12 protein-coding genes are annotated in these 12,713 nt (G+C 38.4%); 4 read left to right on the top strand and 8 right to left on the bottom strand.

Going from position 1 to position 12,713, the window contains the following annotated elements; translation table 11 throughout:
- Positions 1–72 precede the first annotated feature (72 nt).
- The 7 genes from BKM32_RS11790 to lon all read right to left on the bottom strand — a co-directional run bounded on the left by BKM32_RS11790 (position 73) and on the right by lon (position 8,404).
- On the bottom strand, positions 73–405 hold the full coding sequence (locus BKM32_RS11790; RefSeq protein WP_053977685.1) for a hypothetical protein: 333 nt from the start codon (positions 403–405) through the stop codon (positions 73–75).
- A 5-nt stretch (positions 406–410) separates the two neighbouring features.
- Positions 411–1,340, bottom strand: a complete 930-nt coding sequence (locus tag BKM32_RS11795) for an aspartate carbamoyltransferase catalytic subunit (RefSeq protein WP_053977684.1) — start codon at positions 1,338–1,340, stop codon at positions 411–413.
- A gap of 61 nt (positions 1,341–1,401) precedes the next feature.
- Entirely contained in the window at positions 1,402–1,953 is a 552-nt protein-coding gene (gene pyrR, locus BKM32_RS11800) for a bifunctional pyr operon transcriptional regulator/uracil phosphoribosyltransferase PyrR (RefSeq protein WP_076663949.1), read from the bottom strand.
- A gap of 130 nt (positions 1,954–2,083) precedes the next feature.
- Positions 2,084–3,913, bottom strand: a complete 1,830-nt coding sequence (rpsA, locus tag BKM32_RS11805) for a 30S ribosomal protein S1 (protein ID WP_053977682.1) — start codon at positions 3,911–3,913, stop codon at positions 2,084–2,086.
- Positions 3,914–4,121: 208 nt separating this feature from the next.
- Positions 4,122–4,820 carry a (d)CMP kinase gene (cmk, locus tag BKM32_RS11810; protein WP_076663950.1) on the bottom strand — a complete coding sequence of 233 codons (699 nt, stop codon included), beginning with the start codon at positions 4,818–4,820 and terminating at the stop codon, positions 4,122–4,124.
- Entirely contained in the window at positions 4,820–5,839 is a 1,020-nt protein-coding gene (gene porQ / locus BKM32_RS11815) for a type IX secretion system protein PorQ (RefSeq protein ID WP_076663951.1), read from the bottom strand. The genes cmk and porQ overlap by 1 nt, the downstream gene beginning before the upstream one ends.
- Positions 5,840–5,953: 114 nt before the next feature.
- Positions 5,954–8,404, bottom strand: a complete 2,451-nt coding sequence (gene lon / locus BKM32_RS11820) for an endopeptidase La (protein ID WP_076663952.1) — start codon at positions 8,402–8,404, stop codon at positions 5,954–5,956.
- A 229-nt stretch (positions 8,405–8,633) separates the two neighbouring features.
- Between lon and BKM32_RS11825 the strand changes: the two genes are divergently transcribed.
- From BKM32_RS11825 to BKM32_RS11840, 4 genes are read left to right on the top strand one after another with little or no spacing between them, the layout of a single operon-like run.
- Positions 8,634–9,194 (top strand): RNA polymerase sigma factor, encoded by a 561-nt coding sequence (locus BKM32_RS11825; RefSeq protein WP_076663953.1) that lies wholly within the window; start codon positions 8,634–8,636, stop codon positions 9,192–9,194.
- Between the two features lie 8 nt (positions 9,195–9,202).
- The gene (locus BKM32_RS11830; protein ID WP_076663954.1) at positions 9,203–9,775 is read left to right on the top strand and encodes a hypothetical protein; all 573 of its coding nucleotides are present in this window, start codon (positions 9,203–9,205) and stop codon (positions 9,773–9,775) included.
- Positions 9,753–10,847, top strand: coding sequence for a hypothetical protein (locus tag BKM32_RS11835; RefSeq protein ID WP_076663955.1), 1,095 nt, complete (start codon positions 9,753–9,755; stop codon positions 10,845–10,847). The genes BKM32_RS11830 and BKM32_RS11835 overlap by 23 nt, the downstream gene beginning before the upstream one ends.
- Before the next feature lie 4 nt (positions 10,848–10,851).
- The gene (locus tag BKM32_RS11840; protein WP_076663956.1) at positions 10,852–11,568 is read left to right on the top strand and encodes a head GIN domain-containing protein; all 717 of its coding nucleotides are present in this window, start codon (positions 10,852–10,854) and stop codon (positions 11,566–11,568) included.
- Positions 11,569–11,597: 29 nt separating this feature from the next.
- On the opposite strand, the gene BKM32_RS11845 is transcribed toward BKM32_RS11840, so the two are convergent.
- Positions 11,598–12,683: an AMP-binding protein gene (locus tag BKM32_RS11845; RefSeq protein ID WP_076663957.1), complete on the bottom strand. Its 1,086-nt coding sequence runs from the start codon at positions 12,681–12,683 to the stop codon at positions 11,598–11,600.
- Positions 12,684–12,713 lie beyond the last annotated feature (30 nt).

A 12,713-nucleotide genomic window follows, 5' to 3' on the forward strand; every position in this document is an offset into this window, starting at 1 on the left:
GATAACCAAAAAAGAAAACCAGCAAGTTAACTTACTGGTTTTCGATATGTATTTTTGTTAGAATCGTTTGTATTAAATCCCTAAATCACGCTCCATCTCTTCCATTTCAATAATGTCGTAAGCCTCTTTAATAGTAGGAACTACCATAATCTCATCGGGCATTTCATTAAAGTCAACTTTGTCGGTTACTATTACAAATGAATGTTTGGCCCCTCTATGTCTGTTGGAGATTTCCAAAAATTCAACCACTTGTTCCAATGGAATTTTATTTAAACTGGTTAGGTTCACAATGACATTGTCATTTTTAAAACGTTCGTATAAAACGCCTAATTTCTTAACTAGTTCTTGGGGAGTTGCTTTTTCCTGCGTAATGATGGTAATGTTTTCGTCTTTGTCAAAAATCATGATCGTTAGTGTTTAATTTTAGAAGCTAATAAATAAATTACAGCCATTCTAACCGCAACCCCATTTTGAACTTGATCCAAAATAATGGCCTGCTTAGAATCTGCAACATCACTCGTGATCTCGACACCACGATTAATAGGTCCTGGGTGCATGATGGTAATCTCTTTATCCAAAGAGTCCAATAATGCTTTGTTAACACCATACTGTTGAGTATATTCTCTAGTAGACGGGAAATAGCTTATGTCCATGCGCTCGTTTTGAACCCTAAGCATATTGGCAACATCGCACCAATTTAAAGCTTTGCGCAAATCGGTTTCTACCTTTACTCCTAATTTATCAATGTATTTAGGAAGCAATGTTTTTGGGCCACACACCATAACGTTGGCTCCCTGTAATTGCAATGCAAATATGTTAGAAAGCGCCACACGGCTATGCAGAATATCCCCTACAATCACCACATTTTTACCTTCTACACTACCCAATCGCTCTCTGATGGAATAAGAATCCAACAAGGCTTGTGTAGGGTGTTCATGGGCACCATCACCTGCATTTACAATACTTGCATTTACATGCTTTGATAAAAACACGCCCGCACCTGGATTGGGATGCCTCATAACAACCATATCCACTTTCATAGATAAGATGTTGTTTACAGTATCGATAAGGGTTTCTCCTTTTTTTACTGAAGACTGTGCCGCAGAAAAGTTAATGACATCTGCTGAAAGCCTTTTTTCTGCCAATTCAAAAGACAATCTTGTTCTTGTTGAATTCTCGAAAAACAAGTTGGCTATGGTAATGTCCCTGAGCGAAGGCACCTTTTTTATAGGCCTATTGATAACTTCTTTGAAGTGATCGGCAGTTTCAAAAATCAATTGAATATCTTGTGAGTTTAGATATTTAATTCCCAATAAGTGGTTGACACTTAACTCGCTCATAGATCTTTATATTTTCCCCATTAAATGGGGTTGGTAATTTAATTCGGTTATTCTTTTAAGTTTACCCTGAAACTTCCTTTTCAACGAGATACACAGAGTCTTCTCCTTCGTTTTCCTGCCAGTTCACTATCACCTTTTCTTTATTGATGGCGTCTACTTGACGTCCACTGTAGGTTGGTTGAATGGGCAAGTGTCTGCTGAAGCGACGGTCTATCAGGGTCAACAATTCAATTTCTTTAGGCCTTCCAAAGGACTGTATGGCTGTTAAGGCTGCTCTTATGCTTCTTCCGGTGTACAGTACATCATCAATAAACACAACATTTTTACCTTCTACCAAAAAGTTGATTTCCGTGCTGTTGGCTTCTAGGGTTTTATCCCCTCTTCTAAAATCATCCCTAAAAAAAGTGATGTCCAAAAAGCCTAAATGCAGTTGCTCTACATGGTATTCATCTTGCAACATTTTTGCCAAACGCTGCGCCAAATACTTCCCTCTAGGTTGAATTCCTATAAGAACAGTATCGGTAAAATTATTATGATTTTCAATGAGTTGACAGGCCAATCGATGAAGAATGATATTAACCTCTTTAGCATTAAGTAATACTTTTTGACTCATATTGTTTCCAAAGGTATTTGGATTACAAATTTAAGTTAAAAAATCCTTGTATACAATGCAGATTTTGGATTTAAGATATAAAAAAAGCCTTCAGAAATCTGAAGGCTTTTTAGGCTTAATGCGGTTTGAATTATTTCTTACCGTCCATTTTATCTTTAAGTGCCTGTAATGCGTCATTAGCATCTCCTAAAGTAGGTTTTGCTTCTGCAGCTTGTGCTTCTGCTTTTTCAGCAGCAGCTCTTACATTGGCAGCTTCTTCAGCTCTAAAGATAGCAGTGTGAGAGGCTACAACACGCTTGAATTCTTTATTGAACTCAATGATTTTGAATTCAGCTTCTTCACCTTTCTTAAGTTTCTTACCGTCTTCTTTTTCTAAGTGACGAGCAGGAACAAACGCTACGATATCTTCGTTGAACTCTACAGTAGCACCTTTGTCTACGATCTCAGTAACTTCAGCAGTGTGAGTTGTGTTGATCGCGAACTCAGTTTCGTACTTATCCCAAGGATTGTCTGTAGTTTGTTTGTGACCTAAACTTAGTTTACGTCCTTCAACATCCAATTCCAATACTACAACGTCTAACTTGTCTCCTACGTTACAGAATTCACTTGGGTGCTTGATTTTCTTAGTCCAAGATAAATCAGAGATGTAGATCAATCCGTCAATACCTTCTTCCAATTCTACGAATACACCAAAGTTTGTAAAGTTACGTACGATACCTGTGTGGTGAGAACCTACAGGGTACTTAGAAGTAATGTCTGTCCATGGGTCTGGAGTCAATTGCTTGATACCAAGAGACATTTTACGATCTTCTCTATCCAAAGTCAAGATAACTGCTTCGATTTCATCTCCAACAGATACGAAATCTTGAGCAGAACGTAAGTGAGTTGACCAAGACATTTCAGAAACGTGAACCAATCCTTCTACACCGTCAGCTACTTCGATAAATGCACCGTAATCTGCAATTACAACTACTTTACCTTTTACTTTGTCTCCTACTTTAACGTCTTCTCCAAGCGCTTCCCAAGGGTGCTTGCTCAACTGCTTCAATCCTAATTGGATTCTTGATTTGTTTTCATCAAAATCAAGGATTACAACGTTAAGTTTTTGGTCTAGTTCCACAATTTCGTTCGGGTGGTTAATTCTTGACCAAGAAAGGTCAGTAATGTGAATTAATCCATCTACACCACCAAGATCAATAAACACACCGTAAGATGTAATGTTTTTAACAACACCTTCCAATACTTGACCTTTTTCTAACTGACCGATGATTTCTTTTTTCTGTTCTTCGATGTCAGCTTCGATAAGTGCTTTGTGAGATACTACTATGTTCTTAAATTCGTGGTTGATCTTAACAACTTTGAATTCCATAGTTTTATTTACATATTGATCGTAATCTCTAATTGGCTTCACGTCGATTTGAGAACCTGGCAAGAATGCTTCGATTCCGAATACGTCAACGATCATACCACCTTTAGTTCTACATTTAACGAAACCGTTAACGATTTCTCCACTTTCGTGAGCAGCGTTAACACGATCCCAAGCTTTGATTACACGAGCTTTACGGTGAGACAACACCAATTGTCCAGTAGCATCTTCACGAACATCGATCAATACTTCTACTTTGTCTCCTACTTTTAAATGTGGGTTGTAACGAAACTCGTTTAAAGAGATTACACCTTCAGATTTAGCGTTGATGTCGATAATAGCGTCACGATCTGTAATGTGAACTACTACACCTTCTACAACCTCGTCATCTAAAGTGTCAACGAAATTTTCAGAAACTAATTTTTCAAATTCTTTCAATTGTTGATCGTCAACTTGGTCAATTCCTTCTTCGTAATTGTGCCAGTTGAAATCTTTTAAGAATTTTTCTGGGTTTGCTTGAGCTTCAGATACTGGAGCCTTTACAGTTTTAGCTTCAGTTGCTTCAACTTCTGCTTGTTTTGCGTTTTCAGCCATGTGCTGATAATAATTTGTATTCTGTATATTTGAAAAGTGTCATGCGGAAACACACAGAAGAATTATTGTTTATTTTTATCAAAGTCCTTTTTTACTTTTCCAATCCGCCAAAAAGGAGTGCAAAAATACAACTATAAAACAAAATAAACAAACAATTCACACAAAGTATAAACTGCTGATTTTAAATAATTAAAAAGAAGGATTTCTATTAGCTATTTTTTACCGAAATAGCCTTTTGTGCCAGTTCCAAAATTTTATCGAACTGCTCTTGCAGGCTTAAGTGAGAATTATCAATCAAGATAGCGTCTTCAGCCTGGATGAGAGGGGAATCTTTTCTGGTAGAGTCCAAATGATCACGTGTCTGCACATTTTGCAACACCGATTCATAATCTACCTCGTCCCCACGTTGTACCAATTCATCATAGCGACGTTTGGCCCTTGTTTCGGGAGAAGCTGTCATGAATATTTTCAATTCGGCATTTGGAAATACTACAGTTCCGATATCTCTTCCATCCATCACAACCCCCTTGTCCTCTCCTATTTTTCTTTGTAAGGCCACTTGTTTTTCACGAACTTCCGGCACCGCAGCAATCTGGCTCACCAAATTGGAAACCTCCAAGGTCCTGATATCCTTTTCAACGTTTTCACCGTTTAGGTATACTTCGGCATAGCCTAAATCTGGATTGAATTGAAATGAAATAGCAATGTCATCCAATTGATTTAACAGTCCTTCCCTATTGAAATGTGTTCCATCAATATATTTATGCCTCATGGCATACAGTGTCACTGCTCTATACATGGCACCAGAATCCACATAAACGTAACCTAAAGCTTTTGCCAAGGATTTTGCTACCGTACTTTTACCTGTTGAAGAAAAGCCGTCTATGGCTATGGTAATATTCTGCATTATCTCAAATCTATTTGCAATCCTAAAAAGTTAGTGTTTGAAGCACTGGTGTATCGGGCATGGGTATAACTGAACCTTAATTTATTAAGTTTCAAGCCAACTCCAAAAGATAATCCCGAAAAATTACGCTGATCTTCAATTCGCAATTCCTCCGATCGTCTAAAGTTATAGCCCAATCTTAAATTAAACCCGCGATCTGGAAACAATTCTGCGGCCACAATAGTATGACGCAATACTTGATTAAAGAAGCCAACTTTTTCCTGGGTTTGATTCCCTTCCAAATCGGTAGTGGCTCTTGCCGGGTTGGAAACCCCAATTGGCCATTCCTGTAAATTCTCGAAAGTTAAATGCCATCGTAATGGAACATTTTCCAATTGCTGCGACAATCCTAAATTCACTTCCAACGGAAGACTTTCATTTTGTCCTGCATAGGTTTTGAATTGAGTTCCAGCATTCCTTAACGTTAAAGCCGCATGAAAACCTAAATCCTCATCAATATAAATGACCCCCAAATCTAAAGCAGCCCCAATAGAATTGTACTGCTCCAGCTTGGAAGTTATAAACTTTACGTTCGCTCCAAAATAAAAATCGGAATATCCTATTTGTCTTGCATATCCAAAAGATATCGCCGCTTCATTTCCTGAGAAGGAACCTGTAGACACTCCATTCTCATCGTAGCCATCAAAATCACCATAATTAATATAGGTAACCCCCATATGAAAGGTTTGTACTCTTCGGTCCCAAGTATAGGCGTAGGCCCCCGTACCATAACTGATACCTCCCAAATAACTTGTGTAGTTTAAGGCCAACTGATTGTCCATTTCATCATTGATGGTTGCGGGGTTGTATATAGCTCCCGTAACATCATAATCGTAGTTGGTAATCACCTTTCCTCCCAAAGCAGCTTGCCTTGGAGAAGACACAAGATTTAGAAATTGATAGGTAGATTCACCGCCTAATTGCGAGTAAATGGTTGATACGGTGAAAAGACAAAAAAAAGTGGTAAACCTCTTTAGCATAGGTGTGCAAAGTAAACAAATCTTACTTAAAACGAGTGCATGTTTGATTTATTTTTCTTGCATAAAAAAACCTCAATTTTCATTGAGGTTTTTGTTGTTTCTGCTCCAATACACTTATAAAGTCTTTGCATTATCTACTTTTTGATTGGTGAGTGCAATTTTCAACACTTCACTCATATCAGTAACATAATGGAACTTAAGCCCTTTTAGGTATTCAGCTTTTATTTCTTCAATATCACGTCTGTTTTCTTCACAAAGTAAAATTTCCTTAATTCTAGCGCGTTTAGCAGCCAAGATTTTTTCCTTGATTCCACCAACAGGCAACACTTTTCCTCTTAAAGTAATCTCCCCTGTCATGGCCAAGCTATTCTTTACCTTTCGCTGCGTGAACAAAGACACCAATGAGGTCAACATAGTTACCCCTGCACTAGGCCCATCTTTAGGCGTTGCTCCTTCCGGCACGTGGATATGCACATTGTATTTTTCAAAAACATCTGGATCGATATCAAATTCCTCGGCATGGGATTTAATGTACTCCATTGCAATGGTAGCCGACTCCTTCATGACTTTACCTAAATTACCGGTAATGTTTAAAGCTCCCTTTCCTTTGGATAAAATGGATTCGATAAAGAGGATGTCCCCTCCTACACTTGTCCAAGCCAAGCCTGTTACCACACCAGCAACATTGTTGTTTTCATATTTATCACGTTCCAATCTTGGAGCTCCCAACACCTTGATGATATCTTCATTGGTCACCTTAATATTATAAGTTTCCTCCATGGCGATATTTTTGGCTGCATGTCTTACCATTTTGGCAATCTGCTTTTCCAATCCTCTCACTCCGGATTCACGTGTATAGCCTTCTACAATTTTCTCCAATTGGGGTTTGGCAATTTTCAAATCCTTTACTGAAAGTCCGTGCTCTTCCAATTGCTTCGGCAACAAGTGACGCTTGGCAATTTCTACTTTCTCTTCAATAGTATAACCGCTTACGTTGATGATTTCCATTCTATCCCTCAACGCAGGTTGAATGGTATTAAGACTATTGGACGTAGCAATAAACATAACTTTGGAAAGGTCATAACCCATTTCCAAAAAGTTATCATAAAACTCACTGTTTTGCTCTGGGTCCAATACTTCCAACATAGCCGAAGACGGATCTCCTTGGTGACTGTTAGATAATTTGTCTATCTCGTCCAAAACAAACACAGGATTTGAAGTACCGGCCTTTTTAAGACTTTGCAGGATTCTTCCTGGCATAGCCCCGATATAGGTTTTGCGATGCCCTCTAATTTCGGCTTCATCACGTAAACCACCCAATGACATTCTTACATATTCCCTACCCAATGCCTCTGCAATAGATTTCCCCAAAGAGGTTTTACCAACCCCAGGAGGTCCATACAAACACAAAATAGGAGATTTCATATCGTTACGCAGTTTTAAAACCGCCAAATACTCAATGATTCTATCCTTGACATCGTCCAAACCATAATGGTCACGGTCCAATATTTTTCTTGCGCGTTTTAAATCAAAAATATCCGTACTGTATTCATTCCAAGGTAAATCCAGGAACAAATCCAAATAATTACGTTGGATGGAATATTCTGCAACCTGAGGGTTCATTCTTTGCAATTTGGAAATTTCCTTATTGAAATGCTCCTCTACATCCTCACTCCAAACCTTATCCTTGGCACGCAATTTCATTTCCTCGATTTCCTCCTCATATGAAGTACCTCCAAGCTCTTCTTGAATGGTTTTCATTTGCTGATGAAGAAAATACTCGCGTTGCTGTTGGTTCATATCACTTTGAACCTTGGACTGGATATCATTTTTAAGCTCCAATTTCTGGAACTCCAAATTCATATATTTCAAGGTTGCCAAAGCACGTTCCTTCAAATCGTTTATTTCCAAAAGCCTTTGCTTTTCTTCAACCGAAAGGTTCATATTGGAAGACACAAAGTTCACCAAGAACGAATTGCTTTCAATATTCTTGATAGCAAAACTTGCTTCGGTTGGAATATTTGGACTTTCCTTGATAATTTGAAGCGCCAAATCCTTAATAGATTCTATAATGGCTGCAAACTCATCATTGTTTGGTCCTGGTTTTGCCTCCATTAAATCCTTAATGGTAGCTGTCATATAAGGATCCTCACTAACTACTTGATCTATTTCAAAGCGCTTTTTCCCTTGAATGATAATAGTCGTGTTGCCATCGGGCATTTTTAATACCTTAAGGATTTTGGCTACGGTCCCTGTTTTGAAGATATCCTTTCCTGAAGGATCTTCCACATTTTCGTCTTTTTGAGATACTACTCCTATTACCTTCCCGCCACTGTTGGCATCGTTGATCAACTTAATGGATTTATCGCGACCAGCAGTAATAGGAATCACCACACCTGGAAACAACACCGTATTGCGCAAAGGCAATATTGGGAGTGAATCCGGTAGGACTTCATTATTGATTTCTGCCTCATCTTCAGGGGTCATTAAAGGAATTAATTCTGAATTTTCATCAAATTCCTGAAATGACAAACTGTCAAGACTTAAAAAATTAGATTTTGCCATAGATATATTTTGGTCATTCTGTCACCTCTTTAGTAACAGAATTTACACATTACTTACGTTAAACAATTTTTAATGCCCACTACAAACCAATGTTTTACAGTGTTTTTACATTATTTACCGCTATATTTATTCAATAGTTATGCCATTGCTAAAAAAAGACTGTACAATTTTTTACGCAAAGTGTAACAAATTCCATTCAACGATATCTTTATACTAAACAATTGTTTTTTTGACCTTGACCAATCAAAATATAGAGCACTTATTGCAACTCTGTAATAACGGCAACCAAAAGGCTCAAATGGAAGTCTATAATAGGTATTACAGAGCCATGTACAATACCGCCTATAGGATTGTTCAAGACAAATATGAAGCTGAAGACATCATGCAGGAGTCCTTTTTAACGGCTTTCACAAAATTGGACAGCCTAAAGGTTTACAGCACATTTGGAGCTTGGTTAAAACGAATAACAATTAACAACAGTATCCATAGATACAACAAGAACAGTAAGCACAATGATGTTCATTTGGATGATATCCTTTACAAAGTTGAAGATCAAGATGGCATCCCCGAAGATCATGAGTTTACCAACTTAAAAGCTAAACAGGTAATTGACACGATGAAAACCTTGAAAGAAAACTACAAACTATGCCTAACCCTTCATTTAGTTGAAGGCTACGACTATGACGAGATTTCCGAAATCATGAATATTTCATATGCCAATTGCCGCACCATGATATCCAGAGCCAAAGATAGCCTCAGACAAAAACTTCAGTTAATAACTGAACATTAAACAAAACGATGAAACGAGATAATCTAGACAAACTGTTTGACTCCATAAAGGACGACTTGGATTACGAGATGCCAAACCTAGGCCATCAAGGGCGTTTCTTGGAAAAATTGCAAATGCAGAATCCAAGCCAAACTTCCATTGTTGTTCAGCCAAGGATGAAGCGCTCCTATTGGCAAAGTGCTCTAGCCATTGCAGCCTCCATTATTGTGGCCCTTGGACTTTTTACCGTATTCATGCAGCAGCCAGAGCCAAAAGATTTAGCCAGTGTGTCTCCTGAATTATCAGAAACGCAAACCTTCTTTACGGCTGCCATTGAGCAAGAACTGGCTACACTTAAGAGCGAACGCTCCCCTGAAACGGAAAAGCTCATTGACGATGCCCTTAAACAAATGGAAATTCTAGAAAATAAATATGAAGCCCTCAAAATAGATTTAACACAAAGTGGCGATGATAAACGCGTAATCTACGCCATGATTTCAAACTTCCAAAGCAGAATAGATCTACTCAACGATGTTTTGGAAAACATAAAACAAGTAAAACAGTTAAAGCAAGAATACAATGAAAACAAACTTACCATATAAACTCGCCATTGCCTTCCTATTGATTTCGGCAGTGAGCATTGCTAGCAATTCCATGAACTGGAAGGGCAAGCATACCAAGGAAAAAACCATAAAAAAGGAATTTCCCGTTAGCCCAAATGCCTTGTTAAAAATCAACAACAGCTACGGCAACATCAATGTGGTCACCTACAGCGGTAGCACCACTACCATTGAAGTAAATATCAAAACCAACGGCAACGACCTTGAAAAGGTAGAAGCCAAATTGAATGACATTACAGTTGAGTTCAATGCCAACTCCAATCTTGTGGAAGCCAGAACCATTTTCAACAAAAACAAATCCAAATCATGGTGGAGCTGGGGAAACAACAACAATGTGAACATGGAAATCAATTACCTTGTGAAATTGCCAATTTCCAACAGTGTAGACCTCAATAACGATTATGGTTTTATAAACCTGGACAAGCTTGAGGGAAGAGCTATTCTAAAATGCGATTACGGTAAAATCACTACCAAAGAACTCATGGCGGATGGCAACGAAATTCGTTTTGATTATACCAAAAACAGCTACTTCGAATACATTAAAAGCGGAAATATCAATGCCGATTATAGTGCCTTTACCGTAGCTAAAACAAAGGATCTCGATATCGTTGCCGATTATACCAAATCGGTGGTAGAAATTGGAGAAAACATTAAATACAGATGTGATTATGGCTCCATGACCATTGAAAACATCAACAACGTAGAGGGCAATGGAGATTATCTTACCACAAGAATTGGGAAGGTCTACAAAAATGTGTCTATTAATGCAGATTACGGTTCCCTAAAAATTGATGAAATGGCTTCCAATGCCGGCAATATCAATATCGACACCGATTATGTAGGAATCACGATTGGTTATCAAGCGGGCTACAGCTTCAACTTTGAAATCGATTTGGAATACGCTTCCTTAAGAGATGCTGATGAATTCCATTTCACCAAGGAGAAAGAAGAATCTTCGAGAAACTATTACTTAGGATATCACGGAGACGCCTCCTCCTCCAACAACATTAAAATTTCATCCGATTACGGAAGTGTCACATTCAAAAAAATCTAACACCATGAAAAGATTAGCATTATGTCTATTCGCAATTTTTGCCATAGGCACCACTCAAGCTCAAAAGAAAGTAAAGGGAAATGGCAATGTTACAACCATTACCCGAACAACATCAGACTATAATACCATTAGTTGCGCAGGATCGTTTGACTATGTTTTGGTAAAAGGCACAGAGGGCCAAATAATCTTGGAAGGTGAAGCCAATTTACTGGAATACATTGTAACCGAAGTAAAAAACGAACGGTTGATCATTAAGGTTGAAAACTCGGCTAACCTTAGAACCAGCAGCAACAAACCAATAAAAATCACCATCCCTTTTACAGATATTGAGAAGGTGTCCTTTGCCGGTTCCGGAGACCTTTGGAACGAAGACACCATTGTCTCCAATCATTTTGATGTGGAAATGGCTGGGTCTGGAGATTTAAAAATTTCGGTGGAAGCGAATACAGTTGAAGCCAGTTTGGCCGGATCGGGGGATTTGGTCCTTTCAGGAAACACCACTTCACTGGAAGCTAGTGTTGCGGGATCGGGAGATTTGGAAGCCTACAAATTAATTTCAAACAACACCGATGTCTCCGTAGCTGGATCTGGTAGCGCCAAAGTATACTCAAAAGAGATTTTAAAAGCTCGTGTGGCAGGTTCTGGCTCTGTAAGCTATAAAGGCAATCCTGCAAAAGAAGATACCAAAGTTTCTGGGTCTGGCAGAATACGAAACAACTAATTCAACCTATCATATAATCAAAAAACCACTCAAATGAGTGGTTTTTGTTTTGAGTGTTTCTTTAAAAGTTCTAATGTATTTTTTCGCCTTATTTTACCGGAGATGGTTTCCTCAAATTGCTCCAATACGTAAACCGCTTTTGGTTTTTCAAACTTGTCCAATACCTTAAATGTAGATGGTGTAATGGAGCTATCATCTTTCTCCACTACCAATATCACCTTCTCCCCTAGAACTTCATCCTCTTCAGAAGAAATAAAGAAGCGTTGTCCGATATTGGAATCCAATTTGGCTTCAATTTGCTCAGGGAACAACTTAACTCCTCCAGAATTAATGACATTGTCAATACGTCCCAAAACATCAAACTCTTTATCTGAATACAATTCTACTATATCATTGGTCACTAATTTTTCAACCATTAAATCGGGCGCATCAATCACCAAACAGCCACGTTCGTCCTGAGAAATATCAATGCCCTCCAACACTTGAAAATGTGCTGCTTTTTTTAGATGATTCAATGGTTTTACCGCAATATGACTCAAGGTTTCAGTCATACCATAAGTAGCATATACGTTTCCTGGCAGGTCTTGAATGAAAGGCATTAAAGTGGCCGGAAATGCAGCCCCTCCAACAATCAAGGTTTTAATGTTTTTCAATCGTTCCAAATTGTCTTTCACCTGCATGGGGATCATGGCACAAAAATCGTAAACCACTTGGTCATCATAAGCAGGGAGTCTAGAAGGCGCAACCATATCTAGTTCCAACCCTAAAATCATAGCTCTTACCAACATCATTTTACCCGCAATAAAATTGGTAGGCAAACAATGAAGTGCTCTATCTCCCGGAGACAACTTAAAATAATTTCCTGTAGCCAAGGCCGAATGTACCATAGCTTGTTTACTCACCGAAATTACCTTTGGCGTGCCCGTAGATCCCGAAGTTTTCACTTCAACAGACTCCTTATCATCAAGCCAATCCAACAAAAAATCTCCTATTATTTTCTCGTAGGCCTCTCCTTCCTTTATCAAACTGTAGCTCACTTCTTTAAGCGATTCTTTATCATAACTAGAACCGTTGAGCTTAAACCTTAAATGTATTTTATCGTAACTTGGAATCATTGTGGTACGGTATTAGATAAGCTAAAATTA

It is taken from the genome of Mangrovimonas sp. DI 80 (assembly GCF_001975575.1).
Taxonomy (GTDB): Bacteria; Bacteroidota; Bacteroidia; order Flavobacteriales; family Flavobacteriaceae; genus Mangrovimonas_A; species Mangrovimonas_A xylaniphaga.